At 72.0% G+C, this 20,681-nt stretch carries 12 protein-coding genes and 1 pseudogene; 4 read left to right on the forward strand and 9 right to left on the reverse strand.

The genetic code is table 11. From position 1 onward, the window contains the following. Nucleotides 1-240 precede the first annotated feature (240 nt). On the forward strand, nucleotides 241-780 hold the full coding sequence (locus ACFYOU_RS16085; RefSeq protein WP_389767952.1) for a TerD family protein: 540 nt from the start codon (nucleotides 241-243) through the stop codon (nucleotides 778-780). Nucleotides 781-931: 151 nt separating this feature from the next. After that, nucleotides 932-2,039, forward strand: a pseudogene (locus tag ACFYOU_RS16090) (lipid II flippase MurJ). A gap of 204 nt (nucleotides 2,040-2,243) precedes the next feature. Here ACFYOU_RS16090 and ACFYOU_RS16095 read toward each other — a convergent pair. Both ACFYOU_RS16095 and nrdR read right to left on the reverse strand, forming a co-directional pair. After that, nucleotides 2,244-5,147 (reverse strand): vitamin B12-dependent ribonucleotide reductase, encoded by a 2,904-nt coding sequence (locus ACFYOU_RS16095; protein ID WP_391306236.1) that lies wholly within the window; start codon nucleotides 5,145-5,147, stop codon nucleotides 2,244-2,246. 164 nt (nucleotides 5,148-5,311) lie between these two features. After that, nucleotides 5,312-5,860, reverse strand: a complete 549-nt coding sequence (gene nrdR, locus ACFYOU_RS16100; RefSeq protein WP_389768039.1) for a transcriptional regulator NrdR — start codon at nucleotides 5,858-5,860, stop codon at nucleotides 5,312-5,314. Nucleotides 5,861-6,639: 779 nt separating this feature from the next. Here nrdR and lexA point away from each other — a divergent pair. After that, nucleotides 6,640-7,425: a transcriptional repressor LexA gene (lexA, locus tag ACFYOU_RS16105; RefSeq protein ID WP_387006596.1), complete on the forward strand. Its 786-nt coding sequence runs from the start codon at nucleotides 6,640-6,642 to the stop codon at nucleotides 7,423-7,425. Between the two features lie 94 nt (nucleotides 7,426-7,519). Here lexA and ACFYOU_RS16110 read toward each other — a convergent pair whose 3' ends face one another. The 5 genes from ACFYOU_RS16110 to ACFYOU_RS16130 form a co-directional block, all read right to left on the reverse strand. Then, complete coding sequence (locus ACFYOU_RS16110) at nucleotides 7,520-9,496, reverse strand: helicase C-terminal domain-containing protein (protein WP_391306239.1); 1,977 nt, start codon at nucleotides 9,494-9,496, stop codon at nucleotides 7,520-7,522. Between the two features lie 106 nt (nucleotides 9,497-9,602). Continuing rightward, nucleotides 9,603-11,507 carry an IucA/IucC family protein gene (locus tag ACFYOU_RS16115; protein ID WP_391306240.1) on the reverse strand — a complete coding sequence of 635 codons (1,905 nt, stop codon included), beginning with the start codon at nucleotides 11,505-11,507 and terminating at the stop codon, nucleotides 9,603-9,605. Nucleotides 11,508-11,564: 57 nt separating this feature from the next. After that, on the reverse strand, nucleotides 11,565-12,281 hold the full coding sequence (locus ACFYOU_RS16120) for a GNAT family N-acetyltransferase (RefSeq protein ID WP_391306242.1): 717 nt from the start codon (nucleotides 12,279-12,281) through the stop codon (nucleotides 11,565-11,567). After that, nucleotides 12,278-14,200 (reverse strand): IucA/IucC family protein, encoded by a 1,923-nt coding sequence (locus ACFYOU_RS16125; protein WP_391306244.1) that lies wholly within the window; start codon nucleotides 14,198-14,200, stop codon nucleotides 12,278-12,280. Before ACFYOU_RS16125 ends, ACFYOU_RS16120 begins: the two co-directional genes overlap by 4 nt. A 141-nt stretch (nucleotides 14,201-14,341) precedes the next feature. Beyond that, on the reverse strand, nucleotides 14,342-15,697 hold the full coding sequence (locus ACFYOU_RS16130) for a diaminobutyrate--2-oxoglutarate transaminase family protein (protein WP_391306246.1): 1,356 nt from the start codon (nucleotides 15,695-15,697) through the stop codon (nucleotides 14,342-14,344). Between the two features lie 326 nt (nucleotides 15,698-16,023). Between ACFYOU_RS16130 and ACFYOU_RS16135 the strand changes: the two genes are divergently transcribed. Beyond that, on the forward strand, nucleotides 16,024-17,241 hold the full coding sequence (locus ACFYOU_RS16135; protein WP_389767935.1) for a trypsin-like serine peptidase: 1,218 nt from the start codon (nucleotides 16,024-16,026) through the stop codon (nucleotides 17,239-17,241). A gap of 81 nt (nucleotides 17,242-17,322) precedes the next feature. Here ACFYOU_RS16135 and hflX read toward each other — a convergent pair whose 3' ends face one another. Together hflX and ACFYOU_RS16145 are read right to left on the reverse strand one after the other, a co-directional pair. Continuing rightward, nucleotides 17,323-18,831, reverse strand: coding sequence for a GTPase HflX (gene hflX, locus ACFYOU_RS16140; RefSeq protein WP_391306249.1), 1,509 nt, complete (start codon nucleotides 18,829-18,831; stop codon nucleotides 17,323-17,325). A 250-nt stretch (nucleotides 18,832-19,081) separates the two neighbouring features. Further along, nucleotides 19,082-20,608, reverse strand: coding sequence for a M1 family aminopeptidase (locus ACFYOU_RS16145; protein WP_391306251.1), 1,527 nt, complete (start codon nucleotides 20,606-20,608; stop codon nucleotides 19,082-19,084). Nucleotides 20,609-20,681 lie beyond the last annotated feature (73 nt).

Consider the following 20,681-nt stretch of genomic DNA (forward strand, 5'->3'; position numbering starts at 1 on the left):
CATCGTAAGGCCACGGAGCGTGGCCGGGGCCATGCTCCGGCAGAGTGCGCCCCCTGCAAGCCCCCGGTGATCGGGGTGCGCGTCCCCTCGCCCCGCCGTGCGCCCGGCGGACCTCCGACGTCCGCCGGGCGCACGTCCCCGCCTCCGGTATCCGGCCGGGCACGGTGCGTGGTCCGTGGCACCATGGGGAGCAACGCGTACGCGTCGCGGAGAAGTTGGTCTCGTCCAGAGGGGGAACTGGTGAGTGGTGGTCTCAACAAGGGTCTGGCGAAGGTCGAAGTGGGCGTCCGGTGGGACCCGAGTCCCTCGGGCACGGCGGCGCACGACCTGGACGTCATCGCGGCGACCTACACCGAGAACGCACCCTACGGCGCCCCCGAGTACCTCGTGCACTTCGGCAGCAGGTCCCCGGACGGCACGATCACGCTGAACCGCGACAGCCGCACCGGCCAGGGCTTCGGCTACGACGAGGTCATGGTGCTGGAGTTGGACCGGCTCGCCCCGCGGTACGAACGCGTGATCGTCGGCGTGGCCATCCAGCAGCCCGGCCAGGAGCTGACCTTCGGCGACATCGTGAACGCCGCGGTCCGCATCCGCACGGGTGCGCTCGACATCGCACAGCACGACTTCGGCACGGTGCTGGGGAACAACGCCACGACGATCGCGGAGTTCACCCGCGACGGGGCGGGCGCCTGGCAGTACCGCCAGGTCATCAGGGGCTTCGACGCGGATCCGGCGTCCTTCGCCGAACAGATGGGGCGCGCGATGCCGTCCTCCTGAGCAGCCGGGACGCCTTAGGGTTCGGCGCCATGGTGCCGGGAACGAACTCCGGGGCGCGGACACGGCCGCCGGCGCAACGGACGAGGACGAGGGGGCGGCACGCCGCCCGCGGGGGCGCAGCAAGGACGGCTTAGTCCGCTCGTCCTTGCTGATGGCCCTCGGTACCGTGGTGTCACGGGCGACCGGACTGATCCGCCAGGTACTGCAAGCGGCAGCGCTGGGCACGGGCCTGCTGGCGAGTACGTACAACACCGCGAACACGGTGCCGACCAGCCTGTACACGCTGCTGATCGGCGGCACCCTCAACGCCGTGCTCGTGCCGCAACTGGTACGGGCCCGCGCCACGCACTCCGACGGCGGACGGGCCCACGAGCAGCGTCTGGTCACGCTCGTGGTGTGCGTACTGGGCATGGGGACGGCTCTGGCGTCCTGGTCGGCATGTTCGCCGCGTACCTCGGGCTGATGACGGTCCCCGACCGGGTGGAGGACATCACCTCGTCCTGGCCAACCAGGTGGCCCTGACCGTGGTCACGAACTACGCCAACGCCGCCGACCAGGCGCTGCCCCACGCCGGCGCGGGCTACTCGGCCTACACCTACGCGCAGACCATCTGGCTGCTGCCGCAGTCGATCGTGACGGTGTCCCTGGTGACGGCCCTGTTGCCGCGCATGAGCCGGGCCGCCGCGGAGGGCCGCATCCCGGACCTGCGCACGGACCTGTCGCGGGCGCTACGGGTCAGTGCGGTGGTCATCGTGCCCACCGCCTTCCTCTTCCAGGCCCTGGGGCTCGGCCTCGTCCCGTTCTCCGCCCAGTACCTGCTGCTCCGCGGCTTCTACGCGTTCGAGGACACCCGTACCCCGTTCTTCCTGGCGGCGTGGATCGCGGCGGTGAACATCGCCCTGGCCACGGCCTGTCATCTGCTGCTGCCCGTACGCTGGGCCGTGGTCGGCATAGCTGGTGCCTACGCCCTCTCCTACCTGGCGGGCCTCGCCCTCACCGCGCGCCTGCTGCGGACACGGCTCGGCGGTCGCCTCGACGAGGGCGGGCTGCTCCGCACCCATCTGAAACCGTTCTGCGCGGCGGTCCCCGCGGCCGGGGCGGGCTGGGCCGCGGCGCGGGCCTGTGCGGTGCTCGGAACGGGGACGTGGCCCACCGCCGTCGCCCTGGTCGCCGGGACGCTGACGCTGGCCCTGGTGTACCTGCTGCTCTCCCGGCTGCTGAAGGTCAGCGAACTGCGGCGGCTGCCCGGGATGCGCTGACGGCACGCGCCGCGGCGGCCCCTCGGCGCCCGGTCCGCGTGGGCGGCACGGTTTACCGGGACGGGCGGCCGACTCCGCGCTGACGCGAAGTGGACGACCGGAGGCAGGACGACCGGAGGGGTGTCAGCCGTCGGCTGACACCCCTCCGTCCTCACTGCTCAGCGCACGCGTCGCACCTCGCGGACGACGCGCTGCCGCTCAGGCTCAGCTGCACCCGCTGGTGGAGCCGCAGCCCTCGCAGATGTAGCAGGAGCCGGCGCGCTGCATCTTCGTCCCGCAGGAGAAGCACAGCGGCGCGTCCGCCTGGATGCCCAACTGCATCTCCACCAGTTCGGCGCTGGTGTGCACCTGCCGGGGGGCGGCGGCCTCGGCCACCGGAACCTCGACCTTCGGCACGGGCACGGCCTTCAGCGTCTCCGTCTGGCGGGGCGCCGACTGGGCGAGTCCCTCGACGTCCAGCTCGTCGTCGGTGGGCTCGTAGGAGCCGGTCTCCAGGTGCCGCTGGCGCTCGTCGGCGGAGTGGATGCCGAGTGCGGAGCGGGTCTCGAAGGGCAGGAAGTCCAGCGCCAGACGACGGAAGATGTAGTCGACGATCGACTGCGCCATCCGCACGTCCGGGTCGTCCGTCATGCCGGCCGGCTCGAAGCGCATGTTGGTGAACTTCGAGACGTAGGTCTCCAGGGGCACCCCGTACTGGAGGCCCACGGAGACGGCGATCGAGAAGGCGTCCATCATGCCCGCGAGGGTCGAGCCCTGCTTGGACATCTTCAGGAAGACCTCGCCGAGCCCGTCGTCCGGGTAGGAGTTGGCCGTCATGTACCCCTCGGCGCCACCGACCGTGAAGGACGTGGTGATCCCGGGGCGCCCCTTGGGGAGCCGCTTGCGCACGGGACGGTACTCGACGACCTTCTCGACCGCGGCCCGGATGGTCTCCTCGGCCTTCTCGGTGATCTCCGCCTGCGCCGGCTCGTCCTTCTTCTTCGCGGAGAGGGGCTGGCCGACCTTGCAGTTGTCGCGGTAGATCGCGAGGGCCTTGACGCCCATCTTCCACGCCTCGAAGTAGATCTCCTCGACCTCTTCGACGGTGGCGGACTCCGGCATGTTGACGGTCTTGGAGAGCGCGCCCGAGATCCACGGCTGGATCGCGGCCATCATCCGGACGTGACCCATCGCGGAGATCGAGCGCTCGCCCATGGCGCAGTCGAAGACCTCGTAGTGCTCGGTCTTCAGGCCGGGGGCGTCCACCACGTTGCCGTTCTCGGCGATGTGGGCGACGACCGCCTCGATCTGCTCCTCCTGGTAGCCCAGGCGGCGCAGTGCCTGCGGCACGGTCCCGTTGACGATCTGCATCGAGCCGCCGCCGACCAGCTTCTTGAACTTGACCAGCGCGAGGTCGGGCTCCAGACCCGTGGTGTCGCAGGACATGGCCAGGCCGATGGTGCCGGTGGGCGCGATCACGGACGCCTGCGCGTTGCGGAACCCGTTCTTCTCACCGAGGCGGAGCACGTCCTGCCAGGCTTCGGTGGCGGCGGCCCACACCGAGGTGTCCAGGTCGTCCGCGCGCACGGCCAGGCCGTTGGCGTCGGCGTGCTGCTTCATGACGCGCAGGTGCGGCTGGGCGTTGCGGGCGTACCCGTCGTACGGACCCACGACCGCGGCCAACTCCGCGGAGCGGCGGTACGAGGTGCCGGTCATCAGCGAGGTGATCGCACCGGCGAGGGCCCGACCGCCGTCGGAGTCGTACGCGTGGCCGGTCGCCATCAGCAGGGCGCCCAGGTTGGCGTACCCGATGCCGAGCTGGCGGAAGGCGCGGGTGTTCTCACCGATCTTCTGGGTCGGGAAGTCGGCGAACGAGATGGAGATGTCCATCGCGGTGATGACCAGCTCGACGACCTTGGCGAAGCGCTCCGAGTCGAAGGACTGGTTGCCCTTGCCGTCGTCCTTCAGGAACTTCATCAGGTTCAGCGAGGCGAGGTTGCACGAGGTGTTGTCCAGGTGCATGTACTCGCTGCACGGGTTCGAGCCGTTGATGCGGCCGGACTCGGGACAGGTGTGCCACTGGTTGATGGTGTCGTCGTACTGGATGCCCGGGTCGGCGCAGGCCCAGGCGGCCTCCGCCATCTTGCGGAACAGGGACTTGGCGTCGACCTCTTCGATGACCTCGCCGGTCATCCGCGCCCGCAGACCGAACTTCTCGCCGTTCTCGACGGCCTTCATGAAGGCGTCGTTCACCCGGACCGAGTTGTTGGCGTTCTGGTACTGGACGGACGTGATGTCGTCGCCGCCCAGGTCCATGTCGAAGCCCGCGTCGCGCAGGGCGCGGATCTTCTCCTCCTCCTTGACCTTGGTCTGGATGAAGTCCTCGATGTCGGGGTGGTCGACGTCGAGGATGACCATCTTGGCCGCGCGACGGGTGGCGCCGCCCGACTTGATCGTTCCGGCGGAGGCGTCGGCCCCGCGCATGAAGGAGACCGGCCCCGAGGCGTTGCCGCCGGAGGACAGCAGTTCCTTGGAGGAGCGGATGCGGGAGAGGTTCAGGCCGGCCCCGGAGCCGCCCTTGAAGATCATGCCCTCTTCCTTGTACCAGTCGAGGATCGACTCCATGGAGTCGTCGACGGCCAGGATGAAGCAGGCCGACACCTGCTGCGGCTGGGGCGTACCGACGTTGAACCAGACCGGGGAGTTGAAGCTGAAGACCTGGTGCAGCAGGGCGTACGCCAGCTCGTGCTCGAAGATCTCGGCGTCGGCGGGCGAGGCGAAGTACTTGTAGTCCTCACCGGCCTTCCGGTACGTCTTGACGATCCGGTCGATGAGCTGCTTGAGCCCGGTCTCGCGCTGCGGTGTGCCCACCGCGCCGCGGAAGTACTTGCTGGTGACGATGTTGACCGCGTTCACCGACCAGAAGTCGGGGAACTCGACGCCGCGCTGCTCGAAGTTGATCGAGCCGTCGCGCCAGTTGGTCATCACGACATCACGGCGTTCCCAAGCCACCTCGTCGTACGGGTGCACGCCCGGGGTGGTGTGGACACGTTCCATGCGCAGCCCCTTGGTGGCCTTGGCCCCCTTGGCGCGGGAACCCCGTGCCGGACCGCTCGCCGTCTCTGTCATGCCGCCTCCCTGTATCGGGCGATAACGCCCTGAAGTGCCGCGTTCTTCCCTCGGCACGGTGTGCTGTTGCGCGCTGCGGACGTCCTGGTGGCCGCCCTCAGCAAAAGTGAGTGGTCGTTGTCGACCGCACGGTCCCGGGTGACCCCACCCGGTCCGGAGTGTGATCAGCCGCCGGCCGCGGCGGGCGCGGGAACCGTCGGGTTCCGTCCCGGCCCGCGCTCGGCGGTCGCGGGCCCCTCGCCCGCGGCGCCACCGGTGGGCGCCCGCTCGGGGTGCGCCCGCAGCTCCACGATGGCGGCCTCGAAGTCCTCCAACGAGTCGAACGCCCGGTAGACGGACGCGAACCGCAGGTAGGCGACGAGGTCGAGCTCTTGCAGCGGGCCGAGTATGGCCAGACCCACGTCGTGCGTGGTCAGCTCGGCACTGCCGGTGGCCCGCACCGCCTCCTCGACCCGCTGGCCGAGCTGGGCGAGGGCGTCCTCCGTGACGGGCCGCCCCTGGCAGGCCTTGCGCACGCCGTTGATGACCTTCGTGCGACTGAAGGGCTCCGTCACTCCGCTGCGCTTGACCACCATCAGTGAGCAGGTCTCCACGGTCGTGAATCGACGGGAGCAATCGGGGCACTGGCGGCGCCTGCGGATCGACGTGCCGTCGTCGGTCGTACGACTGTCGACCACACGGCTGTCGGGGTGCCTACAGAAGGGGCAGTGCATCGCGTTCAAGCCTCCTTCAGGGCACGTCTCCGGGGCTTCTCGGGGGCATCAGCCCCGTCGAAGCAGCCCCCAGCATAGGCGATGACCGGAGAGCCGAAGACCCCGGGACCACAACTTCTGGGCTGTCACCGCAATCCAACCACTACATCTGGGGTTTGGCTGCAATTCACAGGCTGCGCGTGTCGTGATCCAGCGCATAAACCGGCGAGTAACACCGGCCCCGGCCCGGCCCGCAACGGGCCACCTGCCGACGGCAGTAGGGCGCTGACGGATCACGAGACGTGCGCGCGGACCGACGGCGGCCGGTGCACCCCGGAAAGGGGCGCACTCCACGGGCCTCACGGGGGACCGGACCACTGCGCTCCGTCACGGCCCGGCCGGCTCTGCGGGCCTACGGAACGGGCCGCCCCGCGGACGGTGACGCGGGTACGCCGCCCCGACCGGACCGACCGGACCGACCGGACCGACCGGATCCGACCGGTCCGCGGACCACGGTAGCGGCCCGGGGGCGAGCACCGCCGACCGGGGCGCCGCCTTGCCCCGCGACCCCCTGGTGGCACACTGGCCTGCGGCGGCGCGGCCCGGAGGACCGAAAGACCCACGCCCGCACGCGTGGACGATCAGGCCCCCTCCGCACATGCAGACGTAGGCCATACACCCGGACGCCCGATCACGTCAGGACCTCCCCGTTTTTTCACTCGAACGTGTGTTTGGCGCAACCTTTCGAAAGCAACTACCGTTGGCTAGCTAGGGAGAACATCCGAGAGGGGCTGCCGATCATGACCACCACCGCAGACAGTGTCACCATCACCGCCCACGACCGTGCCCAGGGCCGACTGGAGGCGGTGCACGCCATGACAGACGCAGCCACGAACCCGGAGGGGCCCAAGCCCACACGGTCCTTGCCCGGCCGACCTCCCGGCATCCGGGCGGACAGTTCGGGGCTCACCGACCGTCAACGACGGGTCATCGAGGTCATCAGGGATTCCGTCCAGCGACGGGGCTACCCGCCGTCCATGCGGGAGATCGGGCAGGCCGTCGGACTGTCCAGCACCTCTTCCGTGGCCCACCAGTTGATGGCGCTGGAGCGCAAGGGCTTCCTCCGCCGCGACCCGCACCGCCCCCGCGCCTACGAGGTGCGCGGCTCCGACCAGCCCACCGCGCAGCCGACGGACACCGCCGGCAAGCCGGCCGCCTCGTACGTCCCGCTCGTGGGTCGCATCGCGGCCGGTGGCCCGATCCTCGCCGAGGAGTCCGTCGAGGACGTGTTCCCGCTGCCCCGGCAGCTCGTGGGCGACGGCGAACTCTTCGTGCTCAAGGTCGTCGGCGACTCCATGATCGAGGCGGCGATCTGCGACGGCGACTGGGTGACCGTCCGGCGTCAGCCCGTCGCCGAGAACGGCGACATCGTGGCCGCCATGCTGGACGGCGAGGCCACCGTCAAGCGCTTCAAGCGGGAGGACGGCCATGTGTGGCTGCTGCCGCACAACTCCGCGTACCAGCCGATCCCCGGCGACGAGGCGACGATCCTCGGCAAGGTCGTCGCGGTGCTGCGGCGCATCTGAGCCCCTCCCCCGCGAGCAGGACGACCACTCCCCCTAGCCGACCCCGGAACCTCCTGCGCCTGGTTCCGGGGTCTGTTCTTGCCCCGAGCCCCGGTCAGTCCGCCGGGGACGCCGCATCGATCGCCGTGAGGGACCGGCGCACCTGGTTGCGGTCGGTGGTGGACCAGAAGTCGGGGAGCGAGGACTTGAGATAGCTCCCGTAGCGGGCCGTGGCCAACCGGGGATCCAGAACGGCGACCACCCCGCGGTCACCCGAGGCACGGACCAGACGCCCCGCGCCCTGGGCCATCAACAGCGCCGCGTGCGTCGCGGCCACCGCCATGAAGCCGTTGCCCCCCGCCTCCTCGACCGCCTTCTGCCGGGCGCTCATCAGCGGATCGTCCGGCCGCGGGAACGGGATCTTGTCCATGACGACCAGCTGACAGCTCGGGCCCGGCACGTCGACGCCCTGCCACAGCGACAGCGTGCCGAACAGACAGGTCCGGGGGTCCGCCGCGAAGTTCTTGATCAGCTCGCCGAGCGTCTCCTCGCCCTGGAGCAGGATCGGGTACTCGGGAATCCGTGAGCGCAGTTCCTCGGCCGCGTTCTGGGCGGCCCGCATGGAGGAGAACAACCCCAGGGTGCGGCCCCCGGCGGCCTGGATCAGCTCCGTCAGCTCGTCCAGCATGTCCGACCGGTCACCGTCCCGGGCGGGCCGGTTCAGGTGCTTGGCGACGTAGAGGATGCCCTGTTTCGGGTAGTCGAAGGGCGAGCCGACGTCCAGGCCCTTCCAGACGGGTTGCTCCTCGTCCCCGGGTGCGGCCGTGCCCTCCGGGGCGAGCCCCAGGGAGGCCCCCACCCCGTTGAAGTCACCGCCCAGCTTCAGGGTGGCCGAGGTGAGGACCACCGAACGTTCGGTGAACAGCTTCTCGCGCAGCAGCCCCGACACGGACAGCGGCGCGACCCGGAGCGAGGCGCCGAAGCGGTCGTGCCGCTCGTACCAGACGACGTCGTACTCGGAGCCCAGGGTGACCCGCTCCGCGACCGCGTGCACCCCCTCGACGGAGGCGAGGGCCTGCTTGCGCACCGCGTCCTCGTCCTGCACCGACTTGTCGCGGGTCGAACCGAGCGCCACGATCACGTTCCGGGTGGCGTCCCGCAACGCCAGCAAGGCGTACCCGAGGTCCTCGGGCACCTCCTCCAGCCGGCCCGGCAGGGCCAGCTCCATGACCCGCTCGAAGCCCTCGGCCGCGGTCTGGAGCTGGTCGGCCACCTTCTCGTTGACCAGCTTGGCGGCCCGGCGCACGGCCCGGTTGACCTGCCCGGGGGTCAGCTCGCCGGTGGCCGCCCCGGTGACCCGTGAGACGAGCTCATGGGCCTCGTCCACGATCAGCACCTCGTGCTGCGGCAGCACCGGGGCGCCCTCGATGGCGTCGATGGCGAGCAGCGCGTGGTTGGTGACGACGACGTCGGCGAGCTTCGCCTGTTCCCTGGCCGTCTCCGCGAAGCACTCCGCGCCGTACGCGCAGCGCGTGGCGCCCAGGCACTCCCGCGAAGAGACCGAGACCTGCGACCAGGCGCGGTCGGACACCCCGGGGCTGAGGTCGTCGCGATCACCGCTCTCGGTGTCGCCGGACCAGTCCCGCAGCCGCAACAGGTCCTGGCCCAGCTTGCTGGACGGGGCGGCGGCCTCGAACTGGTCGAAGAGCCCCTCGTCCTCGTCCTGGGGCACCCCCTCGTGCAGCCGGTGCAGGCACAGGTAGTTCGAGCGGCCCTTGAGCATCGCGAACTGGGGGCGGCGGCGCAGCAGCGGATGCAGCGCGTCGACCGTGCGGGGCAGGTCCCGTTCCACCAGCTGGCGCTGGAGGGCGAGGGTCGCGGTGGCCACGACGACGCGCTCCCCGTGGGCCAGCGCCGGGACCAGGTAGCCGAGGGACTTTCCCGTACCGGTACCGGCCTGGACCAGCAGGTGGGAACCGTCGTCGATGACCTCGGCGACCGCTTCGGCCATGGTCACCTGGCCGGGGCGTTCCGTGCCGCCGACGGCGGTGACGGCGGCGTGCAGGAGCTCGGGGAGAGAGGACTTGGTCATAGGTCGAACAGCCTAGTCCGTGGGTCCGACAGTGGCCGTCCGTACACCGGTCCCGCCCGGAACCGCACGGGTCGGTTCCGGGCGGACGCCGGGGCGCCGGGCGGCGTCAGGGGGCGTGCAGGGGGTTGGGAACCGTGCCGTGCACCGCCGCGTGCGGCCGTTCGGCCCGGTCCCGGTACCCGTCGAGGTGGAGCCGGTTGCGGTTCAAACAGAGTCGGGCGATCTCCGGGGTCAACAGGTCGAAGGTCTCGTACCGTTCCTTGAGCTCCGGGAAGCGGCCGTGGTGGCGCAGGATCTCGGCCCGGGCCAGCGCCCAGAAGTCCCGCTCCGGCACGCCGAGCTGCTGTTGGTACAGGGGCGCGAGGTAGCGGAAGACCCCGACGAACAGGCCGGAGTGGATGAACTGGGTCAGGAAGCCGGGCGGCTCGGTGAGCAGGATCTCGCGCACCTCGTCGGGCATGGCGGCGTGTTCGGGCAGGCGTTCGGAGCTGACGTTCACGTCGTCCACGAAGTCCTTCACCGCGAGCCTGACCGGTACGTCGTCCTCGTCGAAGACGACGATGGTGTTCTCGCCGTGGGGTGAGAAAACGGTTCCGTACTTGTAGAGGAAGCGCAGCAGGGGCGGGAGCAGGGCGGCGAAGAGGCGGCGCAGCCAGGTCCGGGGTTCCAGACCGGACCGGGCGACGAGTTCCGCGGTGAAGGACCGCCCGCCGGGGTCGACGTGCAGCAGGGCGGCGAGGGTGCGGGCCCGCTCCCCCGGCCGCAGGTGGCGTCCCACCGGTTCCCGCCAGATCGCGCCCAGGAGTTCCTTGTACTGGTACGGCACCTCGCGGAGGGTGTCGTAAACGGGGTGCTCGACGGTCACGGAGGCGACCTCACCCAGAAGGATGACCCGGCACTCCTCGCTGAGGAAGGGGTCCGCGTCCCGCAGGTCCAGCATCCACCCGGTGACGGCGGGGGCGGCGAGGGTGCGTTCGGTGGGCAGTCCGCGCCACACGAGGGTGTTGAGCACCGACAGCGGCAGTTTCACGGTGTGCCGCTCGGGGCGGGAGACGTTCAGGAAGGTGCGGATCGACTGTTGGGGCAGCCGCTCGTCGCCGTCGGTGGGTAGCGGGATGATCGCGTCACAGGCCACGGAGGGGGCGAAGAGCGGGAGCACCACGTCGTCCCACTGCCAGGGGTGCACCGGCAGGTACAGGTACGCGGACGGGTCGACGCCGCGTTCCCGCAGGACCGTCGCGAACGCCTCCCTGGTCGGTGGGGCGAGTTCGCCGGCGTAGAGGTCGTCCGCCCGGTCGAGGCCGCGCACGCCGCGGTAGGTCGCGAGGTCGGTGTGGACCGCGATCCAGGGCAGGGCGAGGGCGGTGCGCGCCTCCGGGGCCCAGCGTGCCGTGTCGGAGGCGGAGAAGCCGAGCCGGCCCTTGTTGAGCACCAGCCACGGGTGGCCGGCCTGGTGCCCTTCGAGGTCGGCGTAGGACAGGTCGGCGAGGGTGGCGGCGGGGACGGCGAAGTGGTCGAGCCGGGCGTCGGCGGCGAGGGTCGCGGTGAGCTCCCGGATCACGTGGCCGAGGGTGGCGCCGTCGATGCCGAGGGTCTTGCGGGCGCGCGCCAGGAACTCCAGAGGATCACCGAACGACCGGGGCCAGGCCCCCACCTCGGTGAGGGTGATGGTGTCGGGGTCGACGTGCCAGCCGCCGTACGCGTGGCGGCGGGCGTGGAAGGTGAGGTGGGTGGAGGGGGCGTCGAGGACGAGGGTGTAGGCGGCGAGGTCGACGGCCCGGTCCGGGAGGTCGGTCGCCTGCCCGTCGGGCGGGCCGTCGCCCGGTCCCGGGTGCGGGTCCGTGGCGCGCCCGGGCTCGGGCAGCGGCCGGATGATCTCTTCGTAGGCGAACTCGCCGAGCATCTTGGCGAGCAGGCGCTGGCCGACCCGGGCCCAGTTCTCACGGGTCAGCTCGGTGGGAACGGACGGTGTCCAGGGGGCGCCGGGGGTCTCGGCGGAAGGACTCGGCACGGGTACTCCTCGGGAGGGAACCGGATCGGGTCGGGCGGGGTGCGCGGGGCGACGGGATCACGGTGGAGCGCACGGGGAGCGGTCCCGGATCATCAGCGCGGCCGTCTTGTCGGGGAGGGCCACCTCGGCGGCGAGCCGGAACCCCGCCCGGCGGAACGCGGCGACCGAGGCGGCGTTGCGCCGGTCCGGCTCGGCGACGATCCGGGTGCACGCGGGGCGGTGGCGCAGGATCTGCTCGCTGACGGCCCCCAGCAGGAGGGAGCCGAGGCCGCGTCCGCGGCGGGAGGCGCCGGCGACGAGGAGGTGGACGCCGGTGTCGTGGGGGCGGGCCGGGTAGTGGCGGGCCAGCGGGTCGAGGTCGGCCCGGTAGATCTCCCAGTAGCTCATCGGGGTGCCGTCGAGGAGCCCCAGGCAGGGGATGCTGCGGCCGTCCCCGGCGAGTTGCGGGTCGAGGTGCCCTTCGGTGACGGACGGGGGCCCGGAGAGTTCCCAGAAGGCCGCCACCGCGGGGTCGTTCATCCAGTGGCTGAGCAGGGCGAGGTCCCGCTCGAGCACGACCGGGAGCAGGCGCAGGACCCCGGCCCGGGTGGGGGCGGGCCGCCAGTCGGCGAGGCCGTCCAGGAGGTCGGGCCCGGCCGGCGGCCGTCCGGGGCCGGGCCCGTGCGGGACGTGCCGCCCGGGGGCCGCCGGCTGCGCACCGCCCCCGCCGTGCCGATCGACGGCAGCGGGGGCGGCGGGCGCGGCGGGGTGTTCTCGGTCCACGGGACGGGTCATGTCCCGCAGGAGTGGAGGGGGTTGGCGATGGTGACGTACACGGACTGGGTGTCGACGGGGCCGACCAGTTCGTCGAGGCCGTGCAGCCGGGTGAGCAGATTGGCCTTGCACCGCAGTGCGGGGGTGTCGAGCAGCAGGGCGGGCAGGGGGGAGTTCAGGCGGTCGGGTCCGGTCGCGGCCTCGGCGAGGAAGCGGCGGAAGGCGGCGAGGAGCAGGCGCTCGTCGGCGAGGCGCTGGGAACCGAGGGCGCCGATCAGTCCGAAGACGTTGTTGATGGCGAGGTAGTACGCGAAGCGCTCGTTGGTGACCTCGTCGGAGACGAAGGTGTCGCTGTGCTCGCCGATGCCGGGCAGTCGGCGGTCGAGTGCGGTGCGGTGGGACTCGCGGAAGTAGTAGCCCTGGTTGTCGCGGTAGCGTCCGCCGGTCGGCCACCCCTCGGGGTCGAGGAGCAGCACGGTGTTCTGCTGGTGGGCCTCCAGGGCGATGCCGGCCTCGCTGTCGAGCCAGAGCACCGGGCGGACCACCTGCTGGAGGTAGCGCAGGAACCACTCGGCGGCGACCGCTCCGCGCGGGCATCCGGTGCGACCGGCGAGGCGGGTCACGATCTCGCAGAGCCGGGAGCGCACGGTCGCGTTCGGCGGGGCGGCCGGGGAGTCGGTGCCGGTGCGCCGGCCCGCCGCGGGCCGGGGGGTGAGCAGTCCGGCCACGCACTGCGCGTCGCTGCCGTCGGTGAAGGGGTTGTGACGGATCATCACGTCGAGTCCGGGCACCGGCCGGCCGTCGGTTCCCGTGACGGCGAGCCAGGCCGGGTCGCGGACGATGTCGAAGGTGGGGTGTGCGGCCTGCCACCGTTCGGCGAGTCCGGCTTGCAGCAGGCGGTGGACCTCCACCCCGCGGTGGAGTTCCTTGCGGAGGTTCTCCCGGCGGGAGTTGGTGATCCGCAGGCCCAGCGACAGCTTCAGCATGGCGTCCGCGCCGGGGCGGTAGAGGGTGCGGACGGACGAGGTCGGGTACCAGGCGGGGCCGTGGGTCCCGAGGTCGCGCAGGAGTCCCCGGTCGAGGAGTTCACGGGTGTCGGGCCGCAGGGCGAGGTCGCGGATCTGCCAGGGGTGCACGGGCAGCGCGGCGTGTCCGTCGGGCAGGGGCAGTTCGGTGCCGGCGAGCCGGGCGGTGAGGCGGTCCGCGGGGACGGTCCTGCCGTGCTCCGTCCAGGCCGAGTCGGCGGCCAGTACGCCAGGGGCGACGGCGAGCCAGTGCAGGGCGAAGGAGCCGCGCAACTCCGGTGAGTAGCGGGTGGTTTCGGCGTCCGAGAGCCCTTCGCGGCTCTTGGGGGTGGGGTGCAGCGGGTGGCCGAGCAGCAGGGACTGTTCACCGGAGAGGAAGAGGTCGGGGCCGTCCTCGGGTCGGCGCCGCCGGTCGGTGACGAAGGTGACGGTGCGGCGGACCGAGTCGGCGACCCGTCCGACGAGGTCCCCGCCGTCGTCCTGGGCGGTGGCCTCGCGGCTCAGCAGGGCGGCGAGGGTGACCGCGTCGACGGGCGGCGCGGTCTCGGGGGCGCCCTCGACGTAGGGCGGGCCGAAGCGGTGCCAACCGGTGACGGACCAGTACTGCACCGGGACGAGCAGGGTGGTGGCGCTGGAGTGCAGGGTCAGGCGCAGGGTGCCCTGTGCGGGGGCGGGCAGGTCGTTCTCCCGGACCCAGCAGCGCAGGAGGTTCTCGACGGCCGCGGCCTGGGCCGCGGTGTGCGGGTCGGGGTGGTCCAGCAGGTCGGCGGTGGCGCCGCGCAGCCGCTCCGCATCGCGGCTCCCTCCCTTCTGCCGGGGAACCGTACCGGGCTCCGTCTCCGACGGGGACGGTGCGGCACACAGCCCTCCCGCGTGGTGAGGGGGACGGCGGTCGGGTGCGGGGATGGCGTTCAACAGGGCTTCCTTGGGGGGTTGTCCGGCCCGTGCGGTGACGGGCCGCTACTCGGTGTTGTCGTTCTTCCTGCGGGGCCCGGGAAGGGGGCCCGGGGGCGGGGGTTCCCGGGAGGGCGTGCGGCGGCGGGGGCCGCCGCACGGTCACGGGCGGGGACGGAAGGCGCGGGACGCTGCGGCGACGGCGTCGGCGAGGCGGTCGAGGACGGCGGTGGCCTGTTCGTCGGTGAGGGTGAGCGGCGGCAGGATGCGCACGACGCTGGCGTCCCGGCCGCCGAGTTCCACGATGAGGCCGCGTTGGAGGCAGGCCCGTTGGACGGCGGCGGCCAACTCGGGGGCGGCGGGCGGCGGCCCGGGCGCGGTCAGCACCTCGGCCTCGGGGTCGACCAGTTCGATGCCGATCATCAGTCCGCGGCCCCGTACGTCTCCGACGCAGGGGTGCTCGGCGGCCAGGGCCTGGAGCTGTCCGACCATGCGGGCGCCGAGGACGGCGGCGCGGTCGGCGAGGCCGTGTTCGCGGACGTACGCGAGGGTCGCGGTCCCGGCGGCCATCGCCAGTTGGTTGCCGCGGAAGGTTCCGGCGTGCGCACCGGGTTGCCAGACGTCGAGGTCCTGGTGGTAGACGATGACGGCGAGCGGGAGGCTGCCGCCGATCGCCTTGGAGAGGACCATGACGTCGGGGGTCACTCCGCTGTGCTCGACCGCCCAGAAGGCACCGGTGCGGCCGACGCCGGTCTGCACCTCGTCCACGATCAGGGGGATGTCCCGGGCCGCGGTGAGGGCCCGCATCCGACGCAGCCAGTCGTCGGGGGCGGGGATGACGCCGCCCTCGCCCTGCACGGGTTCCAGGATCATCGCGGCCGGGTGGGGGACCCCTGACTTGCGGTCGTCGAGGAGGGATTCGGTCCAGCGCGCGGAGAGTTCGGCGCCCCGGGGGCCTCCGGTGCCGAACGGGCAGCGGTAGTCCTGCGGGTAGGGGAGCCGGGTGACGCGTACCTCCGGCGCTCCCCCGGACGCGGCGAGGGCTCCGGCCGTCATGCCGTGGTAGGCACCGGTGAACGCGAGGACGCCCTCGCGGCGGGTGGCGGTGCGGGCGAGCTTGAGGGCGGCTTCGACGGCGTCGGTGCCGGCGGGCCCGCAGAACTGGATGCGGGCCCGTCCGGCGAGTCCGGCGGGCAGGGTCCGGAAGAGTTCCGTGATGAAGGCGTCCTTGACGGGCGTCGCGAGGTCGAGGACGTGGAGCGGGGCGCCGGAGTCGAGGACCTTGCGGATCGCGGCCAGGACGACGGGGTGGTTGTGGCCGAGGGCGAGGGAACCGGCGCCGGAGAGACAGTCCAGGTACCGACGGCCGTCGGCTCCCTCGATGGTCAGTCCACGGGCGCGCACCGGAACGATCGGCAGGGCGCGGGCGTAGGTGCGCGCCGCGGACTCCCTGGTCGACTGTCGGTGGAGGATCCCCTCGTGTGCGGTGGTCACCGCCGAGGGCTCGGTCACGGCCACGCCTGTCGTTCCTCCCGCTGCGTAGGGGCCGGTGCCCGCCCCGTCGGGGGGCGGATCGGCACGGGGGCCGAACGTCTGTGGCGGGCCCCCCGTACCTACCAACGACGGGAGTTGCCGTGGATCACGGGCCGATCCGAAGATCCTTGCCGTGACGGAACCGTTGCCGTTCCGTCGGTCGTCCTGCACGGCACCGACATAGTGTGGGGGAGCCGTTCGGCCGGAACGGACCCGGTGGCGCCCGCGAACACGGCGCCCCGCTCGAACGGTTCCGCCAATTCCACCGGCCCCGGCAGTACCCACCGTCCCGAACCAGGGGGAGTCACACCATGCGATCCATACGCCCGCTCTTCACCGCGCGCCGTGGAGGGAGCGCGCACCGCAGGAGGCCGGTGACGGTCATGGTCGCACTCGGCGCGGCGCTCGCGCTCACCGCGACGGCCTGCGGCTCTGAGGACGACACCGCGGGTGGTCAGTCGACGGCGCAGGAGACCCCGGCGGACGACGGCAAGATCAAGATCCCGGACGACATCAAGAACCGGCTCAAGGACCACGGGATCGACCTGGACAAGTGGCGGGACGGCGCTTGGAAGGACTGGGACAAGGACACCTGGCTGCGCGAGGCGCAGGACTTCGTCAACCCGATCATCGACGGTCTCTGGGACCCGGACCGGATGCGGGACGCCGAACAGCCCGACCAGGGCGTCGAGGAGGGGGACATCTCCGACGACCAGGGGGTGACCGACCCGACGCCGAAGCCGGTGGACGCGCAGCCGGTGAGCGCTCCGTACCAGAAGGACGCGCCGGAGGCGGGCAAGGTCTTCTTCGACGGCCCCGACGGCTCGATGGTCTGCTCGGCGACGGTCGTCAAGGACCCGGCGAACCCCGGCAAGTCCAACCTGGTGTGGACGGCGGGGCACTGCGTGCACGCGGGCAAGAGCGGCGGTTGGTACCGCAACATCGCCTTCGTGCCCTCGTACAACGGCGAGGGCAAGTCGGCGGCCCAGCTGGAGACGGCGTCGCGTGAGGACGTCGCCCCGCTCGGGGTGTGGTGGTCCGACTGGGCGCAGACCTCGACGCAGTGGATCGAGCAGGGCGGCCCGACCGGTGGCGCGGGCGCTCCGTACGACTTCGCGGTGCTGCACGTGACGCCCGAGAAGGGCACCGGCAAGTCGCTGGAGGAGACGGTGGGCACGGCGCTGGAGGTCGACTTCGACGCCCCGGCGGTGGCGCAGATCGAGAGCCTGACGGCCAAGGGCTACCCGGCCGCGGCTCCGTTCGACGGACAGCAGATGCGCCAGTGCCAGGACAAGCCGGGCCGACTGTCGCTCACGGCGGACGCCCCGACGATGTACCGCATCGGCTGCACCATGACCGCCGGTTCCTCGGGCGGCGGCTGGATCGGTCAGGGCTCGGACGGCGAGTCGGTGCTGATCTCCAACACCTCGATCGGCCCGGTCACGGCCGGCTGGCTGGCGGGGCCCCACCTGGGCGCCGAGGCCAAGGGCGTGTACGACTCGGTGAGCAAGAAGTTCGCCGGACAGTAGCGGCAATGACACCGTGCCCCGTCCGACCTCCGGTGGAGGCGGGCGGGGCACGGTGCTGTGGTCAGCCGGTGCGGGTCGCGTTCAGGCGGTGACCCGCTGTGCGGTGGCCGCGGGCACGTACGGCGCCAGTTCGGCGGCGAGCTCCTCGTGGACCAGGACCTGGAGCAGGGTGCCCTCGGCGGTGTGCTCCTCCGAGGTCACCTCGCCCTCGGAGTGGGCCCGGGCGACGAGCTTGCCGTGCGTGTACGGCACCAGCGCCTCGACCGCGATCTTGGGCCGGGGCAGTTCGGAGTCGATCAGCGCCAGCAGCTCGGGGATGCCTTCGCCGGTACGGGCGGACACCGCGAGGGAGTGCTTCTCGATCCGCATCAGCCGCTGGAGGACGAGCGGGTCCGCCGCGTCGGCCTTGTTGATCACCACGATCTCGGGCACATGGGTGGCGCCCACGTCACGGATGACCTCCCGGACCGCGGCGAGCTGCTCCTCCGGCGCCGGGTGCGAGCCGTCCACGACGTGCAGGATGAGGTCGGAGTCCCCGACCTCCTCCATCGTGGAGCGGAACGCCTCGACGAGGTGGTGCGGCAGGTGCCGGACGAATCCGACGGTGTCGGCGAGGGTGTAGACCCGGCCGCCGGGGGTCTCGGCCCGGCGCACGGTCGGGTCGAGGGTGGCGAACAGGGAGTTCTCGACCAGGACGCCCGCCCCGGTCAGACGGTTGAGCAGCGAGGACTTCCCGGCGTTGGTGTAGCCCGCGATGGCGACCGAGGGGACCTTGTTGCGGCGCCGTTCCTGGCGCTTGATGTCGCGGCCGGTCTTCATCTCCGCGATCTCGCGGCGCATCTTGGCCATCTTCTCGCGGATGCGCCGCCGGTCCGTCTCGATCTTGGTCTCACCGGGACCGCGGGTGGCGAGCCCGCCGCCCTTGCCGCCGCCCATCTGACGCGACAGGGACTGGCCCCAACCGCGGAGCCTGGGCAGCATGTACTGCATCTGCGCCAGCGCCACCTGCGCCTTGCCCTCACGGGACTTGGCGTGCTGGGCGAAGATGTCGAGGATCAGCGCCGTCCGGTCGATGACCTTGACCTTGACGACGTCTTCGAGGTGGATGAGCTGCCCGGGGGAGAGCTCGCCGTCGCAGATGACGGTGTCGGCACCGGACTCCACGACCAGGTCCAGCAGCTCGCGGGCCTTGCCGGAGCCGATGTACGTGGCCGCGTCGGGCTTGTCGCGGCGCTGGATCACGCCGTCGAGCACCTGGGCGCCGGCCGTCTCGGCGAGCGCGGCCAGTTCGGCGAGGGAATTCTCCGCGTCCTGTGCACTGCCCGAGGTCCAGACACCGACGAGGACGACCCGCTCCAGCCGCAGCTGGCGGTACTCGACCTCGGTGACGTCCTCCAGCTCGGTCGACAGGCCCGCGACGCGCCGCAGGGCCGCCCGCTCGGAGCGGTCGAGCTGCTCGCCGTCCCGGGCGCCGTCGATCTCGTGGCTCCAGGCGACGTCCTCTTCCATCAGGGCATCGGCCCGAAGACCTTCGGTGCTGTTCAGCGGGAGTGTCTGCGCGTCCTGGGAAGGGGAAGAAGAGGAGGTCATTTGATCCTTACGTCGATGGGGAGCAGTGCGGGGACGGGCCTCGGGCCCCACCCCGTGAAAGCGCTGACGGAGGGATGCCCCGTCAATCGGTGAACGTGCGGGAGCGTCCGGAGATTCCCGGAACCCTCCCGGCCCGGGTGGTTTCCCACCGGGCCGGCGCAGCGCCGCCGACCTGACGATGGTCGCACGGAACGGGTCGTCTCGTCACGGGGGTTTTCCGTTCGGTCGAACGGAGCCCCGGTCCGCGGTGTCACGACCGGGCGGCCCCCGACTTCTTCTTCGCGGGCGCGGCGGTGCTCCACTCGGGGTGGCCGGGCATCGGCGGGGTGGTGGTGCCGTAGAGCCAGTCGCCGAGGAAGCCCCGCAGGTCCCGGGCGGCGACCGCCGATGCGAGGTCGACGAAGTCCTGCGTGGTGGCCGTGGAGTCACGGTGGGTGGTCACCCAGGTCCGCTCCAGCCGTTCGAAGGCGCGGTGGCCGATCTCCTGGCGCAGGGCGTACAGGACGAGGGCGGCCCCGTCGTAGACGACCGGGCGGAAGATGCTGCCGCCCTGACCGGGGGCGGGCACCTTCGGCTGCGCGGGCGGCCCGCCGGCGGCCCGCCACGCGTCGGACGCCCGGTAGGCGGCGCGCATCCGCACGTCCAGCGCCTGGTGGCCGTGCTCATCGGCGTGGAGGGCCTCGTACCAGGTGGCGTGGCCCTCATTGAGCCAGACGTCGGACCAGACGCGGGGGCTGACGCTGTTGCCGAACCACTGGTGGACGAGCTCGTGCACCATGATCGACTCGATGTACCAGTCCGGGAACCGGCCGCCCAGGAAGAAGTCCCGTTCGAACAGGCTGAGCGTCTGCGTCTCCAGGGCGAACCCGGTGTCCGCCTCGGCGACCAGCACCCCGTACGTCTCGAAGGGGTAGCCGCCGAGCTTGCGCTCCAGCCAGTCGATCTGGTCGGGCGTGCGGCGCAGCCAGGGTTCCAGCGCGGCGCGGTCCTTGCGGGGCACGACGTCCCGCAGGGGCAGCCCGTGCGGGCCGGGGCGGTGCCGGACGGTGGACGTCCCGATGGAGACCTGGGCCAGTTCGGTGGCCATGGGGTGCACGGTGCGGAAGGTGCGGGTGGTGGTGTCGCCGTGTTCCTCGACGCCCGCGGGCAGCCCGTTCGCGACCGTGGTGAGGGCGCGGGGTGCGGTGACGCGGAAGGTGAAGCGGGCCTTGTCCGAGGGGTGGTCGTTGCAGGGGAAGACGCGGTGGGCGGCGTCGGGCTGGCCCGCCGTCACCAGTCCGTCGGCGGTGCGGATCCAGCCGCCCTCGCCGTCCTCGCCGGGTGACGGGTCACTGGTGTGGCGCACGGTGACGCCCAGCCGGGTCCCGGGGAGGACGGGGCGGTCGGGGGTGACGACGAGGTCCTCCCCGGCCTTGGCGAAGCGGGCGGGCGCCCCGTCGACCTCGACCGCGTCGACCTCGCCGGCCGTGTGGTCCAGGTGGAACCACTCCAGCCGGGCGGTGGCCCGGGCGTCGATCCGGGTCACGCCCGTCACGGGGTCGTCGGGCGAGCCGGTGTAGGTGAGGGACACGTCGTAGGCGTGCACGTCGTACCCGGGGTTGCCGAGGTAGGGGAAGAGCCGGTCGCCGACGCCCGCCGGGGCCAGCGGCGCGGGGGCGCTGGCGGCGATCAGACAGACGGAGGCGGCGACGGCGAGCAGCGCGCCCCTGGTGCGGGGCGCCTTGGGGCCCGGGGGGCGGGACGGTCGGGGGGCCCTGGTGCGGGCGGTGAGCTGCATGGGTCACCGCTACCAGCGGGCGGCCCGTGGGCGCCGGCGACTCGCGCCGCGCCCACCCGAACGGGTCGGTGGG

Origin of the sequence: Streptomyces sp. NPDC005955, assembly GCF_042871255.1 — a bacterium.
Taxonomy (GTDB): domain Bacteria; phylum Actinomycetota; class Actinomycetes; order Streptomycetales; family Streptomycetaceae; genus Streptomyces.

What these genes read in the sequence shown, in the direction of transcription:
- ACFYOU_RS16095 (WP_391306236.1), bottom strand. Translation starts at nt 5,147, where the DNA reads ATGACAGAGACGGCGAGCGGTCCGGCACGGGGTTCCCGCGCCAAGGGG.
- hflX (WP_391306249.1), bottom strand. Translation starts at nt 18,831, where the DNA reads ATGACCTCCTCTTCTTCCCCTTCCCAGGACGCGCAGACACTCCCGCTG.
- ACFYOU_RS16110 (WP_391306239.1), bottom strand. Translation starts at nt 9,496, where the DNA reads ATGACCAAGTCCTCTCTCCCCGAGCTCCTGCACGCCGCCGTCACCGCC.
- ACFYOU_RS16120 (WP_391306242.1), bottom strand. Translation starts at nt 12,281, where the DNA reads ATGACCCGTCCCGTGGACCGAGAACACCCCGCCGCGCCCGCCGCCCCC.
- nrdR (WP_389768039.1), bottom strand. Translation starts at nt 5,860, where the DNA reads ATGCACTGCCCCTTCTGTAGGCACCCCGACAGCCGTGTGGTCGACAGT.
- ACFYOU_RS16135 (WP_389767935.1), top strand. Translation starts at nt 16,024, where the DNA reads ATGCGATCCATACGCCCGCTCTTCACCGCGCGCCGTGGAGGGAGCGCG.
- lexA (WP_387006596.1), top strand. Translation starts at nt 6,640, where the DNA reads ATGACCACCACCGCAGACAGTGTCACCATCACCGCCCACGACCGTGCC.
- ACFYOU_RS16145 (WP_391306251.1), bottom strand. Translation starts at nt 20,608, where the DNA reads ATGCAGCTCACCGCCCGCACCAGGGCCCCCCGACCGTCCCGCCCCCCG.